This is a genomic window from Streptomyces sp. MGP-P1 (assembly GCF_057766565.1).
The window spans coordinates 1,311,582-1,330,901 of the sequence record NZ_JBYMEM010000005.1 but is presented as its reverse complement, the minus strand read 5'-3'; the positions used below and the strand labels follow the sequence as shown (position 1 = coordinate 1,330,901).

Below are 19,320 nucleotides of genomic sequence, written 5' to 3'. Positions count from 1 at the left end.
ATGGCACGTCAGCCGGCACGCGGCCGGGGCCCGGCCCATCACGAGGGACACGACCGGCCCCAGGGCGGCGGCATCCCGGACGGCCTGCTGATCGGCCTCCTGGGCCTCCTCTTCGCCGCCACCCTGGTCGGCTGGACGGCCACCGGCCTCGCCGGGCTCTTCGCCCACGGGGCCTGGCCGGACGGCGTGACGTTCACCCGGTCCCCGCTCGCCCTGCGCGAACTGGCCACCGCCCCCCAGGACCTCGCCGCGGCCTGGCCGGGGACACCCCCGGCACAGCTCTCCGGGTACGGCCTGTTCTGGGGCCTGTTCATCGGCGAACTGATGGTGCTGCTGGTCCTCGTGGTGTTCACGCTCGGAGCCGTGGCCCGCGGTCGTGCCGTACGGGAACGGCGCCGCGAGGAACGAGCCTTCGCCACGCAGGAGAAACAGCCCCCCGCACAGAGCCCACCCCCGGCCCAGCACCAAGAACCGGCACCAGCGGTGACACACACTCACCCCACCGCCGCCACGAACACACCCGCGGCCACGGAGACGCCCACTCGCCCCGAGGCCCCTCGCGGACCCCTGAACACCCCCGGGTGCCCCGAAGCCCCCGGGACCTCCGAGGAGCCCCCCGGAATCGCCCCCTCCGACGCCCCTCTCACCCACCCCCTCTCCCTCCCCTCCCCCCGCACCCCCCTCCTCGTCTACGCTCCCGCCCCGGACCGGCGCCCCACCGTCGTCCGGGCCGTACACGACGCCGAGGGCCCCGCCCTCGTCGTCACCTCGGACCCCACCGTCTGGGCCGAGACGAAGGACGCCCGCGCCAAGCTCGGCCCGGTCCTCGTCTACGACCCGGGCCACCTCTGCGACACCCCCGCCCGACTCCACTGGTCGCCCACCGCGGGCTGCGAGCTCCCCGACATCGCCGCCGCCCGCGCCGCCGCCCTGCTCGCCCCGGTACGCCCGCAGGCCCGGATCGACGCGGCGGTGGCCGACACCGCGCAGACGCTCCTCCAGTGCTGGCTGCACGCCGCCGCGGTGGACGGCCGCCCCTTCCGCCAGGTCCTCCGCTGGGCCTCCGGCTCCGGCGCCCACGAACCGGTACGCCTCCTCCGTACGCACCCCAAGGCCGCGTCCGGACTCGCCGGGCTGCTGGAGTCCGCCCTCACCGCCTATCCCGAACGCCGCGACGTGGCCCAGGAACTGACGGTACGGGCGTTCGCCGCACTGTCCACCGTCCACATCCGCGAGGCCTGCACGGCGAACCGAGCGGATTCCCTCGCGCTGGAATCTTTTGCCGACGAAGGGGGAACGCTCTACCTGGTGGGCGAATCCATCGAGGACCCCCGCTCCCGCCCCGGCGCGATGCCCCTCCTCACCGCGCTGGCCGCAGACGTGGTCGAGCACGGCCGCCGCATGGCCGCACGGTCATCCGACGGTCGGCTCGACCCACCAATGACGCTCGTCCTCGACGACATCGCGGCCGTGGCACCCCTCCCCCAGCTCCCGGAGCTGCTCGCGACCGGCCAGAACCGGGGCATGCCCGCCCTCGTGCTGCTCCGCTCCCGGGAACAGGGACGGGCCCGCTGGCAGGACCGCCTGCACGCCCCCGCCCCGGGCGCCGGCTAGACGAAACCCGCCGGGCCGGCCGGGGCCGGACGAAAGACCCTGAAGCGCCGCTACCCCTCGCGCCCGAGGACGTACTCCACCTCCAGCTCCCCCCGGTCGCCCGGGGCCGGAATCCGCTGCCCGGAGGGGACGAATCCGAACCGCCGGTAGAACGCGGCGGCCCGCGGATTCCTCTCGTGCACATAGAGGCGCACCCGCTCCAGCCGGGGCGAGGACAGCGACCACGCCCACGCGACGGCCTCCCGGAACAGCGCGTCCGTCACCCCGGCCCCCCGCACCTCGGGACGGACGAACACACCGACCAGGTGCGCCTGTTCCACCGCGGCCGCTTCCCCGAAGCGCACGTCGTCCTCCGGGCTCTCGACGAGCACGGTGACCGAACCCACCCACGCCCCCTCGGCCGACTCCGCGACGAACTGCCGGACACGATCGCCCCCGCCCTCGGCGGCAGCCGCCGCGCGCTCCTGCCAGAAAGCGTCCGGTTTCACCACGGACTCCTCGTACGACTCCAGAAACGCCACCGGAGCCGCCGGGTCCTTCAGAGCATCCAGCCGCAACTGCCTGACCTGCGGCCATTCCTCGGCCCGCACCGCACGCATCACATAATCCATCCCCCGATCCTCACCCCCGCCCGCCCGACGTTCAACCGACTAACCCACCGCCACCCCAGGGAACACGACCGCCCCCGCCTCGACCCCCACAACCCGTCGTACCCCGGTACTACGCCGCACGCCCACGTCCAGCCCCCGGTCGGACGACCGTGCCGCGCCGTCTCCGTAGCGTCGACCGCATGATCAAGGCACACGGACTCACCAAGCGGTACGGCGACAGAACCGTCGTCCAGGACCTCGACCTCACCGTCCACCCCGGCACCGTCACCGGCTTCCTCGGCCCCAACGGCGCCGGGAAATCCACGACGATGCGCATGCTCCTCGGCCTCGACGCCCCGACGCACGGCCGCTCCACCGTCAACGGGCGCTCCTACGCCACCCACCCCGCGCCCCTCACCCAGGTCGGCGCCCTGCTGGAGGCCCGGTCCGTCCACCCGGGCCGGTCCGCCCTCAACCACCTGATGGCGCTCGCCCACACCCATGGCATCCCGCGCCGACGCGTCGAGGAGGTCATCGACCTCGCCGGGCTGACCGACGCCGCCCACCGGAGGGTCAAGAGCTTCTCCCTCGGCATGGGCCAGCGGCTCGGCATCGCCGCCGCACTCCTCGGCGACCCCGCCACCGTCATCCTGGACGAACCGGTCAACGGACTGGACCCCGAAGGCGTCCTGTGGATCCGCACCCTCCTCACCTCCCTCGCCGCCGAAGGCCGTACGGTCCTCGTCTCCTCCCACCTGATGAGCGAGATGGCCCTCACCGCGGACCACCTGATCGTCATCGGCCGCGGCAGGCTCCTCGCCGACACCACGGTGGCCGAGCTGATCCGCTCGGCGGGCGGGGCGTCCGTCAAGGTCCTCACCCCGCAGCCGGACGACCTGAGCGCCCACCTGGCGGGCCCGGGCGTGACCATCACCGCCACCCCCCGCGCCCTCACCACCGATGCCCCGGGCCACGAACTCCGGATCCGAGGAGTGGACGCCGCGCGCATCGGAGGCGTGGCCGCCGCACACGCGATCACGCTGTACGAACTCACGCCGCAGACCGTGTCGCTGGAGCAGGCGTTCATGGACCTCACCCAGGAATCGGTGGACCACCGCCCGCAGCAGCGGACACCGGCGACTCCCGCCTCCTCCCCTCTCAACGGAGCAGCAGCATGACCACGACCCCGACCCAGCCCACCCTGCGATCCGCGAGCCCGACCCCACCGCCATCACCACCGTCACCGCAGTACCGGATCACCGCGCCACGGATCCTGCGCTCGGAATGGCACAAACTGCACTCGCTGCGCTCCACCTGGATCACCGTCCTCTCGGCGGTCGTGATGGTCCTGGGCGTCGGCCTGATCATGGGCGGGACCTACTCCTCGGGCGGCGGGGACTCCGACGTCGACACGATCGTCCTGACCCTGTACGGCAGCATGCTCGGCCAGTTGTGCCTGATCGTCCTGGGCATCCTGATGACCGCCGGCGAGTACGCGACCGGGATGATCCGCTCCTCGCTCACCGCCGTACCCGCCCGGCTCCCCGTCCTGTGGGCCAAGGCCGCGGTGTTCGCCGTCACCGTCTTCACGGTCATGTTCGCGACGGCCCTGGTCACGTTCGCGGCGGCCCAGGCCTTCCTCCACGACACCGACCAGGCCGCATCGCTCACCGACCCGGGCATCGCGCGCGCCCTGGCGGGGAACGCGGCGGCGCTCACCCTGCTGGGCCTGCTCGCCCTCGGCCTCGGCGCCCTGCTGCGCTCGGTACCGGGCGCGATCGGCGCGTTCATCGGCGGGGTCATGATCCTGCCGGAGATCCTCGGGATGCTCCCGTACGACGCCGTGGAGCGCGCCATCATGTACTTTCCCACCCAGGCCGCCGGTGCCCTGGGCTCCGCCACTCCCATCCCGGGCACCATCTCCCCCGGCCCCGCCCTGCTCGCCCTGTCCCTGTGGGCGGGCACGACACTGGCCGCGGCAGCGCTGGCGCTCGACCGCCGTGACGTCTGACCCCGCGAGGAGCGAGCAGGTGACGGACCACCCCCGGACCACCGGCACACCCCCGGCGCCCGAGGTCGCCCCAGCACCACGCCCGCACGCCGGATCCGCCACCGGCACCGACAGCGGCGGCACGGCCCCCCTCACCCGCATCATCCGCAACGCCCTGGACCGTCTCCGCGCCTTCGACCGACGCCGCCCACGGGTCTGGGACGCGACGGTGACCGCCTTCTGGGTCGTGGCGGCCGTGCTCGACTACACCTCCGGCGGCTGGCGGACCGTCGCACGCGACGACGTGACGGCGTCCGAGCCGCTGGTGCTCCTGATGAGCCTCTGCTTCTCCCTGCCACTGCTGTGGCGCCGCCCGCACCCCATGGCGGTACTGCTGCTCATGGCGCCGGCGTCCCTGGTGAACATCTGGACGGGCGCCGTGGTCCAGGCCGCGCTCCTCCAGCTGATCCCGGTCTTCCAGATCGTCCTGCGCTCCTCGTTCCGTACGGTCGGGGCAGCGGCCACGCTGTTCGTCGCCCCGGTCCTGGCCATCGGCGTCCGCATCCCCTCCGCCTGGGGCCAGGAAGTCGTCTCGTACGTCTGGGGCCTGGTCTTCGTCGTCCTGCTGGGGATCGCGGTACGCACCCGGCGCGAGTACACGGAGGCCCTGGTCGAGCGCGCCCACCGGCTGGAGCACGAACGCGACCAGCAGGCCCGGCTCGCCGCCGCCGCCGAACGCACCCGCATCGCACGGGAGATGCACGACATCATCGGCCACAACCTGTCCGTCATCACGGGCCTGGCGGACGGCGGCGCGTACGCGGCCCGGAAGAGCCCGGAACGCGCGGGCCAGGCGCTGGAAGCCATCGGCGCCACCAGCAGGCAGGCCCTGTCCGAACTGCGCCGGCTCCTGGGCGTCCTGCGCGACGACCACCCCGAGGCCGAGCGCGCCCCGCAGCCGACGCTCGACGAACTGGCCCCCCTCATCGAGCGCGTACGCCGGGCGGGCCTTCCCGTCCGTCTGGAGCTCCACGGCGAACCCCGCACGCGTTCGCTCACCCCGGGCCGTCAACTCACCGTGTACCGGGTGGTCCAGGAAGCACTGACCAACACCCTCAAGCACGCCACCCGACCCACGTCCGCGACGGTCACGCTCACCTACTCACGCACCCACCTCGACGCCCGCATCACCGATACGGGCACCGGAGCCGGCACGACCGCGGACGCGGAGGACGCCGCGCTGCCGGCCCAGGGCATCATGGGCATGCGGGAACGCGCCGCGCTGTACGACGGCACCGTCGAGGCCGGCCCGCTGCCGAACCACGGCGGCTGGCGGATACGGCTCCGCCTTCCCCTGGAGGACACGCACCCGTGACGACCGTACTCATCGCGGACGACCAGCCGATGCAGCGCTTCGGGTTCCGCATGCTGCTGGAGAGCCAGGACGACATGACGGTCGTCGGCGAGGCGGGCAACGGCACCGAGGCCGTCGGCCTGGTCACCCGCCACCACCCGGACGTCGTGCTGATGGACATCCGTATGCCGGGCCTGGACGGCATCGAGGCGACCCGGCGCATCATCACGTCGGGAGCCAGGACCCGCGTCCTCATCGTCACGACGTTCGACCTGGACGAGTACGCCTACGACGGTCTGCGCGCCGGAGCCAGTGGCTTCCTGGTCAAGGACGCCCTGCCCGAGGAGCTCCTCGCCGGCGTCCGCGCGGTGGCCGCGGGCGACGCCGTGGTCGCCCCGACCCTGACTCGCCGCCTCCTCGACGCCTACGTCCACCACCTCCCGGCCACGCCCGGCGCACCGGCCGCAGCGGACCCGCGCATCACCGCGCTGACGGAACGGGAACGGGAGATCCTCACCGTGATCGGCCAGGGCTGGTCCAACACGGAGATCGCCGCCCGCCTCCACCTCGCCGAGTCCACGGTGAAGACGCACGTGACCCGCATACTCGCCAAAACCGGCGCGAGGGACCGCGTCCAGGCGGTCATCCTGGCCTACGACACCCGCCTCGTCACCCCGATGTAGGCGGTGCTTGGGCGGTGCAGCAACACACCTCAAAGGTCCTGGAACGCAGAAAAGCCCCGTGCCACAAGGCACGGGGCTTTCCCGGAAAAATTGTTCGGCGGCGTCCTACTCTCCCACAGGGTCCCCCCTGCAGTACCATCGGCGCTGAAAGGCTTAGCTTCCGGGTTCGGAATGTAACCGGGCGTTTCCCTAACGCAATGACCACCGAAACACTATGAAATTAACCAACACCGGATGAAAACACGGCCGTTCGTTATTTCAGAACTAACACAGTGGACGCGAGCAACTGAGGACAAGCCCTCGGCCTATTAGTACCAGTCAGCTCCACCCGTTGCCGGGCTTCCACATCTGGCCTATCAACCCAGTCGTCTACTGGGAGCCTTAACCCTTCAAGAGGGTGGGAATACTCATCTCGAAGCAGGCTTCCCGCTTAGATGCTTTCAGCGGTTATCCTTTCCGAACGTAGCCAACCAGCCATGCCCTTGGCAGGACAACTGGCACACCAGAGGTTCGTCCGTCCCGGTCCTCTCGTACTAGGGACAGCCCTTCTCAATATTCCTGCGCGCGCAGCGGATAGGGACCGAACTGTCTCACGACGTTCTAAACCCAGCTCGCGTACCGCTTTAATGGGCGAACAGCCCAACCCTTGGGACCGACTCCAGCCCCAGGATGCGACGAGCCGACATCGAGGTGCCAAACCATCCCGTCGATATGGACTCTTGGGGAAGATCAGCCTGTTATCCCCGGGGTACCTTTTATCCGTTGAGCGACAGCGCTTCCACAAGCCACTGCCGGATCACTAGTCCCGACTTTCGTCCCTGCTCGACCCGTCGGTCTCACAGTCAAGCTCCCTTGTGCACTTACACTCAACACCTGATTGCCAACCAGGCTGAGGGAACCTTTGGGCGCCTCCGTTACTCTTTAGGAGGCAACCGCCCCAGTTAAACTACCCATCAGACACTGTCCCTGATCCGGATCACGGACCCAGGTTAGACATCCAGCACGACCAGAGTGGTATTTCAACGACGACTCCACAACCACTGGCGTGGCCGCTTCAAAGTCTCCCACCTATCCTACACAAGCCGAACCGAACACCAATATCAAACTATAGTAAAGGTCCCGGGGTCTTTCCGTCCTGCTGCGCGAAACGAGCATCTTTACTCGTAGTGCAATTTCACCGGGCCTATGGTTGAGACAGTCGAGAAGTCGTTACGCCATTCGTGCAGGTCGGAACTTACCCGACAAGGAATTTCGCTACCTTAGGATGGTTATAGTTACCACCGCCGTTTACTGGCGCTTAAGTTCTCAGCTTCGCCACCCCGAAAGGCAGCTAACCGGTCCCCTTAACGTTCCAGCACCGGGCAGGCGTCAGTCCGTATACATCGCCTTACGGCTTCGCACGGACCTGTGTTTTTAGTAAACAGTCGCTTCTCGCTGGTCTCTGCGGCCACCCCCAGCTCAAGCAGCAAGTGCTATCACCAGTGATGGCCCCCCTTCTCCCGAAGTTACGGGGGCATTTTGCCGAGTTCCTTAACCATAGTTCACCCGAACGCCTCGGTATTCTCTACCTGACCACCTGAGTCGGTTTAGGGTACGGGCCGCCATGAAACTCGCTAGAGGCTTTTCTCGACAGCATAGGATCATCCACTTCACCACAATCGGCTCGGCATCAGGTCTCACCCTTATATGTGTGACGGATTTACCTACCACACGGGCTACACCCTTACCCCGGGACAACCACCGCCCGGGCTGGACTACCTTCCTGCGTCACCCCATCGCTTACCTACTACAAGTCTGGTTCATCGGCTCCACCACTACCCTCAACTCCGAAGAGATCGGGCCGGCTTCACGGACTTAGCATCGCCTGATTCAGTACTGGGCGTTTCAAAGCGGGTACCGGAATATCAACCGGTTGTCCATCGACTACGCCTGTCGGCCTCGCCTTAGGTCCCGACTTACCCTGGGCAGATCAGCTTGACCCAGGAACCCTTAGTCAATCGGCGCACACGTTTCTCACGTGTGTATCGCTACTCATGCCTGCATTCTCACTCGTGAACCGTCCACAACTCGCTTCCGCGGCTGCTTCACCCGGCACACGACGCTCCCCTACCCATCCATACGGGCGTTGGCCCTATGTGTATGAATGACACGACTTCGGCGGTACGCTTGAGCCCCGCTACATTGTCGGCGCGGAATCACTTGACCAGTGAGCTATTACGCACTCTTTCAAGGGTGGCTGCTTCTAAGCCAACCTCCTGGTTGTCTCTGCGACTCCACATCCTTTCCCACTTAGCGTACGCTTAGGGGCCTTAGTCGATGCTCTGGGCTGTTTCCCTCTCGACCATGGAGCTTATCCCCCACAGTCTCACTGCCGCGCTCTCACTTACCGGCATTCGGAGTTTGGCTAAGGTCAGTAACCCGGTAGGGCCCATCGCCTATCCAGTGCTCTACCTCCGGCAAGAAACACACGACGCTGCACCTAAATGCATTTCGGGGAGAACCAGCTATCACGGAGTTTGATTGGCCTTTCACCCCTAACCACAGGTCATCCCCCAGGTTTTCAACCCTGGTGGGTTCGGTCCTCCACGAAGTCTTACCTCCGCTTCAACCTGCCCATGGCTAGATCACTCCGCTTCGGGTCTAGAGCGTGCAACTCAATCGCCCTATTCGGACTCGCTTTCGCTACGGCTTCCCCACACGGGTTAACCTCGCTACACACCGCTAACTCGCAGGCTCATTCTTCAAAAGGCACGCAGTCACGACTGCATGTGCAAGCACATACAGCGACGCTCCCACGGCTTGTAGGCACACGGTTTCAGGTACTATTTCACTCCGCTCCCGCGGTACTTTTCACCATTCCCTCACGGTACTATCCGCTATCGGTCACCAGGGAATATTTAGGCTTAGCGGGTGGTCCCGCCAGATTCACACGGGATTTCTCGGGCCCCGTGCTACTTGGGTGTCTCTCAAACGAGCCGTTGATGTTTCAGCTACGGGGGTCTTACCCTCTACGCCGGACCTTTCGCATGTCCTTCGCCTACATCAACGGTTTCTGACTCGTCTCACAGCCGGCAGACTATGAAAGAGAGATCCCACAACCCCGCATGCGCAACCCCTGCCGGGTATCACACGCATACGGTTTGGCCTCATCCAGTTTCGCTCGCCACTACTCCCGGAATCACGGTTGTTTTCTCTTCCTGAGGGTACTGAGATGTTTCACTTCCCCTCGTTCCCTCCACACTGCCTATGTGTTCAGCAGCGGGTGACAGCCCATGACGACTGCCGGGTTTCCCCATTCGGAAACCCCCGGATCAAAGCTTGGTTGACAGCTCCCCGGGGACTATCGTGGCCTCCCACGTCCTTCATCGGTTCCTGGTGCCAAGGCATCCACCGTGCGCCCTTAAAAACTTGGCCACAGATGCTCGCGTCCACTGTGCAGTTCTCAAACAACGACCAGCCACCCATCACCCCACCCATACAGGCGAGTTCACTGGGGCCGGCAACCGAAGGACAGACTCAAACGAGCCCGTACCCTCAGACACCCAACAACGTGCCCGACACAACCGATCCACCACCACGTTCCACGCTCCGAAGAGCAGTACTAGCCGTGATCAACCTGCCGTGCCGAATAGTCAACGTTCCACCCATGAGCAACCAGCACCGAACATTCGCCGGTGTACTGGCCTCTGACCAGACCGAAGCCTGGTAAGAAGTGCTCCTTAGAAAGGAGGTGATCCAGCCGCACCTTCCGGTACGGCTACCTTGTTACGACTTCGTCCCAATCGCCAGTCCCACCTTCGACAGCTCCCTCCCACAAGGGGTTGGGCCACCGGCTTCGGGTGTTACCGACTTTCGTGACGTGACGGGCGGTGTGTACAAGGCCCGGGAACGTATTCACCGCAGCAATGCTGATCTGCGATTACTAGCAACTCCGACTTCATGGGGTCGAGTTGCAGACCCCAATCCGAACTGAGACCGGCTTTTTGAGATTCGCTCCGCCTCGCGGCATCGCAGCTCATTGTACCGGCCATTGTAGCACGTGTGCAGCCCAAGACATAAGGGGCATGATGACTTGACGTCGTCCCCACCTTCCTCCGAGTTGACCCCGGCAGTCTCCTGTGAGTCCCCATCACCCCGAAGGGCATGCTGGCAACACAGAACAAGGGTTGCGCTCGTTGCGGGACTTAACCCAACATCTCACGACACGAGCTGACGACAGCCATGCACCACCTGTATACCGACCACAAGGGGGGCACCATCTCTGATGCTTTCCGGTATATGTCAAGCCTTGGTAAGGTTCTTCGCGTTGCGTCGAATTAAGCCACATGCTCCGCTGCTTGTGCGGGCCCCCGTCAATTCCTTTGAGTTTTAGCCTTGCGGCCGTACTCCCCAGGCGGGGAACTTAATGCGTTAGCTGCGGCACCGACGACGTGGAATGTCGCCAACACCTAGTTCCCAACGTTTACGGCGTGGACTACCAGGGTATCTAATCCTGTTCGCTCCCCACGCTTTCGCTCCTCAGCGTCAGTAATGGCCCAGAGATCCGCCTTCGCCACCGGTGTTCCTCCTGATATCTGCGCATTTCACCGCTACACCAGGAATTCCGATCTCCCCTACCACACTCTAGCTAGCCCGTATCGAATGCAGACCCGGGGTTAAGCCCCGGGCTTTCACATCCGACGTGACAAGCCGCCTACGAGCTCTTTACGCCCAATAATTCCGGACAACGCTTGCGCCCTACGTATTACCGCGGCTGCTGGCACGTAGTTAGCCGGCGCTTCTTCTGCAGGTACCGTCACTTTCGCTTCTTCCCTGCTGAAAGAGGTTTACAACCCGAAGGCCGTCATCCCTCACGCGGCGTCGCTGCATCAGGCTTTCGCCCATTGTGCAATATTCCCCACTGCTGCCTCCCGTAGGAGTCTGGGCCGTGTCTCAGTCCCAGTGTGGCCGGTCGCCCTCTCAGGCCGGCTACCCGTCGTCGCCTTGGTAGGCCATTACCCCACCAACAAGCTGATAGGCCGCGGGCTCATCCTTCACCGCCGGAGCTTTTAACCCCGTCCCATGCGGGACAGAGTGTTATCCGGTATTAGACCCCGTTTCCAGGGCTTGTCCCAGAGTGAAGGGCAGATTGCCCACGTGTTACTCACCCGTTCGCCACTAATCCACCCCGAAAGGCTTCATCGTTCGACTTGCATGTGTTAAGCACGCCGCCAGCGTTCGTCCTGAGCCAGGATCAAACTCTCCGTGAATGTTTACCCGTAATCGGGTGCACACATCACGAGAGCGGAACAACCGGTCGGAATAAGACCCGTTGTTCACTGCGTCCTCGCTGTGTAATTGCCTACCGGCCACCGAAGTGGACCCGTAGGACTTTCAAAGGAACCACCAACCTGCCGAAGCAGGCCGGGGTATCAACATATCTGGCGTTGACTTTTGGCACGCTGTTGAGTTCTCAAGGAACGGACGCTTCCTTCGGTCCCGTTTCACCGGGGCCCTCCGGGCGCTTCCCTTCGTTTACTTCTTTAGTCTTGCTGTCCTGCTGTCTTGCGTTTCCGACTCTATCAGACTCTTTCGTGTCCGATTCCCGGTCGAAGCGGGTCTCGCATCTCGCTTTCCAGTTTCTCCGCTTTCGCGTTCTCCCTTTCCGGCGAGTCCGACTCTATCAGATCCTTTCGGGCCTGATTCCCAGTCAGCGGGACTTGTCCTCCCGGCTGTTGGGCCGTTCCGACGCTCAAACTCTAGCGGATTCTCCCGGCGGCTCATAATCGGGCCTTCGTTCTGAATTCCGGCATGCCGAAATCATCCCGAGTGGGAGATCGTGCTGAAGTTTGGTTGCCGCGTCTGCGGCGGGATCGGCTGCCCCGGAACCATCCGGCTCCGTGACAACTCGGAGAACTTTACGGATCCACCAGGGGTGTGTCAACCCTCCCCCGATGGCCTCCGCAGGGCGTCTCCGGGCCGTCGTCCTGGCCGTTCAGTCCAGGTCGGTGAGCCGGCCGCCGGCGTCCGGCTGGGCGTGTTCCACCCGGCGCAGCAGGCGGACCAGCAGCTCGCCGAGGACACCGCGCTCATCGCCGGAGAGGTCCTGGAGGAGGTCCTCCTCGAAGTCGCTCGCCATGCGCATCGCCTCGAGCCACTTCGTTCGGCCCACGTCGGTCAGCTCGACGATGACGCGGACCCGGTTGTTCTCGTCGCGGTCGCGGGTGACCAGGCCCTCGCCGGCCATCCGGTCGATGCGATGCGTCATGGCGGCCGGGGTGAGGCCGAGGCGCTTCGCCAGTTCGCCGGGGCCCAGCCGGTAAGGAGCGCCGGCCAGGACCAAGGTCTTGAGGACCTCCCACTCGGCGTTGCTGATGCCGAGCGCGGCGACTTGCCTCCCGTACGCGACATTCATCCGGCGGTTCAGTCGGCCCAGTGCGGAGACGACCTGTTCGACCTGCGGGTCGAGGTCGCGGAACTCGCGCTGGTAGGCGGCGATCTGTTCGTCGAGGCTCGGCTCGCTGGGGCCGGGCTCCTCGGTGCTCTCAGACATGGCGGGCAGTATGGCACGCCCCCATCCCCTGAAGTCCTTCACTCTGTAGTTTTCAGCTTCTAAATTTAATGCTAAAGTCTTCGAGTCTGATTTCTTCGTGCCAGGTCTCGACGCTCCGCGATCGAGGCCTTCGAGTTCTTGAGGTAGGTGAGTGTGACCAGGGAGATGGGCGCAGCGCTGCGGCGGATCCAGCTGGGCAGCGCGCTGAGCGCGTTCGGGCTCGGGTTCACCGTCCCGTATCTGTACGTCTACGTGGCGCAGGTGCGGGATCTGGGCGCCGGGACGGCGGGGGTCGTCCTGGCAGCCTTCGCGATGGCAGCGCTGGCCGTCCTGCCGTTCACCGGGCGGGCCATCGACCGGCGGGGCCCGTTGCCCGTGCTGGCGGTGGCCTCCGTTCTGGCGTCCGTGGGCGCGGCGGCCCTGGGGTTCGCGAGCAGTGTTCCGGCCGCCGTGCTGTCCGCCGCTGTCCTGGGCGCGGGCACCGCCGTCATGCAGCCGGCCCTCGCCACGATGCTCGTGTGGTGCTCCAGCGCCGCCACCCGTACGCGCGCCTTCGCCACGCAGTTCTTCCTGCAGAACCTGGGGCTCGGCCTCGGCGGGCTCGTCGGCGGGCAGCTGGTGGACGTGGACCGTCCGGCGAGCTTCACGATGCTGTTCCTGATCGAGGCCGTGATGTTCGTGGTGCTCGGCGTCGTGGTGACGACCGTGCGGATGCCCCGTCCGGCCTCGCTCGGCGGGGCCCGCCCGGCGGACGGGTTCGCGGCGAAGGGCGGGCTGCGGACGCTGCTCTCGCACCGGGCCATGGTGCAGCTGTGCGTGCTGGGGTTCGTCCTGTTCTTCGCCTGCTACGGGCAGTTCGAGTCCGGCCTGGCCGCGTACGGCACGGAGGCCGCCGGGATCGAGCCCTCCACTCTCGGTTTCGCGCTGGCCGCCAACACCGCGGTCATCGTCGTGGCGCAGTTCGTCGTGCTGCGGCTGGTGGAGCGGCGGCGGCGCAGCCGGGTCATCGCCGCGGTCGGCCTGATCTGGGCGTTCGCCTGGATCGTGGCGGGGTACGCGGGGCTGGGCCACGGCAGCCAGACCATGGCGACGGCCGCGTTCATCTCGACGTACGCGCTGTTCGGGCTGGGTGAGGCGATGCTCTCGCCGACCGTCGCCCCGCTGGTCGCCGATCTGGCGCCGGAGTCGATGGTCGGGCAGTACAACTCGGCGTTCGCCCTGTGCAAGCAGCTCGCGCTCGCGGTCGGTCCGGCCGTCGGCGGGCCGATGGGGGCGTCGCTGCACGGCCCGTACATCGTGACGTTCGTGCTGTTCTCGCTGGGCATCACCTGGCTCGCCCTGCGGCTGGGCCGTCGGCTCACCCCCGTACAGGACCAGCCGTCGCTCGCAGGCGTCCCGTCGCGGGTGGTGGCGGTGTCACTGCCCGAGGGCGGAGCCGCTGCGGAGACCGCTGCCACCGGAGCCGCTCCCTCCGGATCCGCTCCTACCGGGCCCGGGTCCGCCAGCTCCGGATCCGGGTCGCTGTCGGTTTCCGCGGCGGTGTCCGCGCCCGCCGGTCACTGAAGGGGCGATCCGCTCACCGCGGCAGGGCGAACTCGCACCAGACCGCCTTGCCGCCACCCGGTGTACGCCGACTGCCCCACGAGGTGGCGATCGAGGCGATGATCGAGATGCCGCGCCCCGCCTCGTCCGCAGGTTCGGCCTGGCGGCGGCGCGGCAGGTGGTCGTCGCCGTCGGTGACCTCGATGATCAGTCGGCGGTCCGTACGGCGCAGTCCCAGGCGCATCGGCGGGGTGCCGTGCTGGAGGGAGTTCGCGACCAGTTCGCTGGTGGCGAGGACGCCCAGGTCGCGGAGCTCGACGGGGAAGCGCCAGGAGGTCAGGACCCCGGTGGCGAAGGCGCGGGCGCGCGGGGCGGCCTCGATGCCGCCGAGGAGATCGAGCGCGGCGTTGTGGAACAGCTCCGCGTTCGATCCCGTGCGGGCGGGGTGCTGGACCACCAGGACCGCCACGTCGTCGTCGTGCTCGGCGGTCACGCCGAGGGAGCGGATCAGCCGGTCGCAGACCACTTGCGGTGATCCCTTGGCGCCGGAGAGGGCGCGGGCCAGTGAGGCGACGCCCTCGTCGATGTCCTCGCTGCGCCGCTCGACCAGGCCGTCCGTGTAGAGGACCGCGGTGGAGCCGGGCGGCAGCGCGATGGTGCCGGAGGTGTGGATCCAGCCACCGGTGCCGAGCGGGGGGCCGGTGGGGTCGGCGGCGCGGTGGACGGTGCCGTCCTCGTCGCGGACGAGGATCGGGAGGTGTCCGGCGGAGGCGTAGACGAGCTGCCCCTCGTTCGGATCGTGGACGGCGTAGACGCAGGTCGCGATCTGGCTGGCGTCGATCTCGGCGGCGAGGCCGTCCAGCAGCTGGATCACCTCGTGAGGCGGGAGATCGAGCCGGGCGTAGGCACGGACGGCGGTGCGGAGCTGGCCCATCACGGCTGCGGCCCTCACCCCTCGGCCCATCACGTCGCCGATGACCAGGGCGGTGCGGCCCGCGCCGAGGGTGATGACGTCGTACCAGTCGCCGCCCACCGCGGCGTCGGTTCCGCCGGGCTGGTAGGTGGCGGCGATGCGGAGGTCGTCGGGCTGTTCCAGCTCCTGCGGAAGCAGGGAGCGCTGGAGGGTGACGGCCGTTTCGCGGTGGCGGCGCTCGCTGGTGCGCAGACGTTCGGCGGCTTCGGCGTGGTCGGTGACGTCGGCGGCGTACACGAGGACGCCGCCCTCTCCCCTGCCGTCGGCCCGGCCGTCGCGCTTGTCGCCTTCCTTCGCCGCCTTCTCCGCCTTGTCTTCCTTGTCTTCCTTGCTTCCCGTGTCTCCTTCGTCCTCCGCGTTGCCCCAGGCGGCGACGGGGGTGCAGGTCACGGTGTACGAACCGCCCTCGGCGGTCCTGCGGGACTTGACCGTACGGGCGGTGCCGCTGCGCAGGACCTGGTCGAGCAGCGGGACCACGCTGAGCTGGGCGAGCTCGGGCATGGCCTCGGCCGCGGGAACGCCGCACGGGCGGGGGCCGAACGCGGCCTCGTAGGCGTCGTTGACGTAGGCGATGCGGTGGTCCGGTCCGTGCAGCAGGGCGACGGGGGCGGGCAGCCGGCCGAGGATCTCGCGGGCGGAGAGGTCGTCGAGGGCGGGCCCGGGGAGGGCCTCCGTCGAGGCGGGGCCGGAAGGCGCCGGGGAGGCGTCGTCCGGCGGGGCGGGCGAGCCGTCCGCCCGGGCGTACTCGGCTCGGGCCGCCGGCACGGAACTACGGTCGTCCCGTGCGGCGGCTCGGCGCTGCGTTCCGGGAAGGCGGGCGCTCCAACGCGTGAAGTTCACGGTATTTCTGGCCTCGTGTGTCGGTCTGGTCCGCTCGGGCGGGCTGCTTCTTCTGCCGTGTTCGGGAGCACCGGGGGCCATACCCCCGGGCAGGCGCAGCCGGGCCTCGTCGTTCTGGTGGTGCGTCGCTGCTGGTCACTGTTGGTCACTGCCGACCGGGTCACTCTGTGCAGGTGTGGGCCCACCTATGGTCACACGTCCAGTGTGACCGACCGTACTGACAGTCGTCGCCCTGTCGCCGTTCCGACCCTCGATCGGTCCGGTGCCGGCATCGGCCCGAGGTGCGGCCCGAGCCTTCGTCGGCTGTTCCGGCGGGGCCGCGCGGGGGCCGTCCTGTCGGCTGTCCGTCAGCTGCCCGTCCGGGGGTCGTCCGCCCGGCGGTCGTCCGGCGGTTCTCCGGGCCCCTTCGGGCGGCCGGGGCCCGGGAGACCGCCCGGGGCGCCGGAGCCGCCGCCCGCCGCGAGTTCGAACTCGGCGCGGGGGTGCTCCAGCGAACCGAGGGAGACGATCTCGCGTTTGAAGAGTCCGGACAGGGTCCATTCGGCAAGGACGCGCGCCTTCCGGTTGAACGTCGGGACCCGGCTGAGGTGGTACGCACGGTGCATCAGCCAGGCGGGGTAGCCCTTGAGCTTGCGGCCGTAGACGTGGGCGACGCCCTTGTGCAGGCCGAGGGAGGCGACCGATCCGACGTACGCGTGCCGGTACTCCTCGAGCGGCCGGCCGTCGATCGACGCGAGGACGTTGTCGGCGAGGACCTTCGCCTGGCGCACCGCGTGCTGGGCGTTGGGGGCGGTCTCGCGCCCCGGTTCGGACGCGGTCAGGTCGGGTACGGCCGCGGCGTCGCCGGCCGCCCAGGCGTGCGGCATGTCCTCGACGGCGAGGGTGGCGGTGCAGCGGAGCCGGCCGCGTTCGGTGAGGGGCAGGTCGGTGGCGGCCAGCAGCGGGGCCGGTTTGACCCCCGCGGTCCACACGAGGGTGCGGGTGGGGAAGCGGGATCCGTCGCTGAGGACGGCGACGCGGTCCTCGCAGGTGTCGAGGCGGGTTTCGAGGCGTACGTCGATGTTCCGGCCGCGCAGCTCCCCGAGGGCGTACGTGCCCATGGTCTCGCCGACCTCGGGGAGGATCCGCCCCGAGGCCTCGACCAGGATCCATCTCAGGTCGGCCGGCTTGATGTTGTGGTAGTACCGCGCCGTGTAGCGGGCCATGTCCTCCAGTTCGGCCAGCGCCTCCACGCCCGCGTAGCCACCGCCGACGAAGACGAAGGTGAGAGCGGCGTCGCGGATCGCGGGGTCGCGGGTCGCGGAGGCGATGTCCATCTGCTCGATGACGTGGTTGCGCAGCCCGATGGCCTCCTCGACGGTCTTGAAACCGATGCCGAATTCGGCCAGGCCGGGGACGGGCAGGGTGCGCGAGACGGATCCGGGGGCGATGACGATCTCGTCGTACCCGATCTCCAGCGCTCCGGTGCCGTCCTCACCGGTGGCGAGGGTGGTGACGGTCGCGGTCCGCTTGGCGTGATCGACGCGCTGGGCCTCGCCGATGACGATCGTGCAGTCCTTCAGGACGCGGCGCAGCGGCACGACCACATGGCGCGGCGAGATCGAGCCGGCCGCCGCTTCGGGGAGGAAGGGCTGGTAGGTCATGTACGGCTCGGGCGTGACGACCACGATCTCGGCCTCGCCGCTCCTCAGTCTCTGCTTCAACTTCCGTTGGAGACGCAGCGCTGTGTACATCCCGACGTAGCCACCGCCGACGACGAGAATGCGCACACCTGGCCGGGTGCCGGGGGTCGTCCCCCGGGAATCTGGAGCCATCACCACCCCATGACGCAACGGAGTCGGTGGTTTGTCCACAGGCCCGGCAAATTGTGTGACCGGAGGTTCCTCGACGGCACCGGGGGTGCGTGGTCGGTGAGGGAGGACAGCCGCGCAGGTCAGGCAGTGCGCACGGGGTAGGTGGAGGGGTGATGTCCCGGTGTGGATCGGATCTTGGTCCGATCGGGGGGCGCTCCATGCGGAACTACCCCCTTCTGAATTGACGCAGGCTCAACTATGTTCGTAACCCGTCGGGGTGTCGGGTGCGGATTTCGTTGTGCTCCGCTCCCCGACCAAAACGGCGGGAAGTCTCCGGGGGGAGACGTCATAACCGGGGGAAGTTATGCATATTCAGGATAAGCATGGCCAGACTGCGCTCTCTCGCGCGTCCGAGGACCAAGGACGCCTCGGCTCCGTGGGCGCGCTCGGCGTCATGAGCTCGGCGGACGCCGTTCGTTCCGCTGCGGCGGTGAGTGCCGCGGCGATGGGTTCGGCCGCTGCGGGGCACGCCCCGAGCGGGGCGACGACGTCGACAACGGCGACGATGGGAGCGGCGGGGGCCGCGGGGACGCCGCGCTCGGCTCCGCTGCGCGTCGACGCGCAGCGGAATCTGGAGCATGTGCTGCGGGCGGCTCGCGAGGTGTTCGGGGAGCTGGGTTACGGCGCTCCGATGGAGGACGTGGCGCGTCGCGCGCGCGTCGGCGTGGGCACCGTCTACCGGCGGTTCCCGAGCAAGGACGTGCTGGTGCGCCGGATAGCCGAGGAGGAGACCTCCCGGCTGACCGAGCAGGCGCGTACGGCGCTGGGGCAGGAGGAGAAGCCCTGGTCGGCGCTCTCCCGCTTTCTGCGTACGTCCGTGGCGTCGGGCGCCGGCAGGCTGCTGCCGCCGCACGTGCTGCGGGTCGGGGTCGACGGGGAGGAGCCGGGCGTGCCGGCGGCTTCCGGGGCGGCGTCGGCTGCGGGCGCGGTGGACGAGGCCCGTGTTCCGCAGCAGCGTCAGGGGGTGGGCCAGGACGACTTCCGCGTCGTCGGCCGGCGCTCCGGGGGCACGGACGGGTTCGACGGCCTCGGTGAGGACACCGGCGCGGTCGAGCTGCTGGAGGTCGTGGGGCGGCTGGTCGACCGGGCGAGGGAATCCGGTGAGCTGCGCCGGGACGTGACGGTGGCCGATGTGCTGCTGGTCATCGCCACGGCGGCTCCTTCGCTGCCGGACGCCGCTCAGCAGGCCGCGGCTTCGGCCCGGTTGCTGGACATCCTGCTGGAGGGTCTGAGGTCGCGCCCGGCGTGACGTCCGGCCGCCCGGCCCGCGGCCCCGCGCGTTCTGCATCGGTCGTCCCGAGCGACGGTCGTCCTGAGTATCGGTCGTCCCCGCTCGACTGTTCCGTCCG

11 protein-coding genes and 3 rRNA genes are annotated in these 19,320 nt (G+C 67.9%); 7 read left to right on the top strand and 7 right to left on the bottom strand.

Annotation, left to right across the window (positions count from 1 at the left end; translation table 11 throughout):
- Window positions 1-1,614, top strand: coding sequence for a type IV secretory system conjugative DNA transfer family protein (locus tag AC3CH1_RS15460; RefSeq protein WP_488463413.1), 1,614 nt, complete (start codon window positions 1-3; stop codon window positions 1,612-1,614).
- A gap of 50 nt (window positions 1,615-1,664) precedes the next feature.
- Here AC3CH1_RS15460 and AC3CH1_RS15455 read toward each other — a convergent pair whose 3' ends face one another.
- The gene (locus tag AC3CH1_RS15455; protein ID WP_488463412.1) at window positions 1,665-2,225 is read right to left on the bottom strand and encodes a GNAT family N-acetyltransferase; all 561 of its coding nucleotides are present in this window, start codon (window positions 2,223-2,225) and stop codon (window positions 1,665-1,667) included.
- Window positions 2,226-2,404: 179 nt separating this feature from the next.
- On the opposite strand from AC3CH1_RS15455, the gene AC3CH1_RS15450 reads away from it, so the two are divergent.
- Genes AC3CH1_RS15450 through AC3CH1_RS15435 form a run of 4 tightly spaced genes read left to right on the top strand, consistent with a single transcriptional unit; the run spans window position 2,405 to window position 6,231 of the window.
- A complete protein-coding gene (locus AC3CH1_RS15450; protein ID WP_488463411.1) occupies window positions 2,405-3,382 on the top strand; it encodes an ABC transporter ATP-binding protein in 978 nt (325 codons plus the stop codon).
- Window positions 3,379-4,215 (top strand): ABC transporter permease, encoded by an 837-nt coding sequence (locus AC3CH1_RS15445; protein WP_488463410.1) that lies wholly within the window; start codon window positions 3,379-3,381, stop codon window positions 4,213-4,215. The genes AC3CH1_RS15450 and AC3CH1_RS15445 overlap by 4 nt, the downstream gene beginning before the upstream one ends.
- Before the next feature lie 19 nt (window positions 4,216-4,234).
- Complete coding sequence (locus tag AC3CH1_RS15440; protein WP_488463409.1) at window positions 4,235-5,569, top strand: sensor histidine kinase; 1,335 nt, start codon at window positions 4,235-4,237, stop codon at window positions 5,567-5,569.
- Window positions 5,566-6,231, top strand: a complete 666-nt coding sequence (locus tag AC3CH1_RS15435) for a response regulator (protein ID WP_488463408.1) — start codon at window positions 5,566-5,568, stop codon at window positions 6,229-6,231. The genes AC3CH1_RS15440 and AC3CH1_RS15435 overlap by 4 nt, the downstream gene beginning before the upstream one ends.
- Before the next feature lie 92 nt (window positions 6,232-6,323).
- Here AC3CH1_RS15435 and rrf read toward each other — a convergent pair.
- The 4 genes from rrf to AC3CH1_RS15415 form a co-directional block, all read right to left on the bottom strand.
- Window positions 6,324-6,440: ribosomal RNA gene (rrf, locus tag AC3CH1_RS15430) — 5S ribosomal RNA — on the bottom strand.
- Between the two features lie 79 nt (window positions 6,441-6,519).
- A 23S ribosomal RNA gene (locus AC3CH1_RS15425) occupies window positions 6,520-9,645 on the bottom strand.
- Between the two features lie 309 nt (window positions 9,646-9,954).
- Window positions 9,955-11,480: ribosomal RNA gene (locus AC3CH1_RS15420) — 16S ribosomal RNA — on the bottom strand.
- The 16S, 23S and 5S rRNA genes sit together here, the layout of an rRNA operon.
- A gap of 725 nt (window positions 11,481-12,205) precedes the next feature.
- Window positions 12,206-12,763 carry a MarR family winged helix-turn-helix transcriptional regulator gene (locus AC3CH1_RS15415; protein WP_488463407.1) on the bottom strand — a complete coding sequence of 186 codons (558 nt, stop codon included), beginning with the start codon at window positions 12,761-12,763 and terminating at the stop codon, window positions 12,206-12,208.
- Between the two features lie 165 nt (window positions 12,764-12,928).
- On the opposite strand from AC3CH1_RS15415, the gene AC3CH1_RS15410 reads away from it, so the two are divergent.
- The gene (locus AC3CH1_RS15410) at window positions 12,929-14,326 is read left to right on the top strand and encodes an MFS transporter (protein ID WP_488463515.1); all 1,398 of its coding nucleotides are present in this window, start codon (window positions 12,929-12,931) and stop codon (window positions 14,324-14,326) included.
- A gap of 13 nt (window positions 14,327-14,339) precedes the next feature.
- Here the strand turns inward: AC3CH1_RS15410 and AC3CH1_RS15405 are convergent, their stop codons facing one another.
- Both AC3CH1_RS15405 and AC3CH1_RS15400 read right to left on the bottom strand, forming a co-directional pair.
- Window positions 14,340-16,118, bottom strand: coding sequence for an ATP-binding SpoIIE family protein phosphatase (locus tag AC3CH1_RS15405; RefSeq protein WP_488463406.1), 1,779 nt, complete (start codon window positions 16,116-16,118; stop codon window positions 14,340-14,342).
- 347 nt (window positions 16,119-16,465) lie between these two features.
- Window positions 16,466-17,851, bottom strand: a complete 1,386-nt coding sequence (locus AC3CH1_RS15400) for an NAD(P)/FAD-dependent oxidoreductase (RefSeq protein ID WP_488463514.1) — start codon at window positions 17,849-17,851, stop codon at window positions 16,466-16,468.
- Between the two features lie 424 nt (window positions 17,852-18,275).
- Here AC3CH1_RS15400 and AC3CH1_RS15395 point away from each other — a divergent pair, with 424 nt between their 5' ends.
- Window positions 18,276-19,220, top strand: a complete 945-nt coding sequence (locus tag AC3CH1_RS15395; protein ID WP_488463405.1) for a TetR/AcrR family transcriptional regulator — start codon at window positions 18,276-18,278, stop codon at window positions 19,218-19,220.
- Window positions 19,221-19,320: the final 100 nt, after the last annotated feature.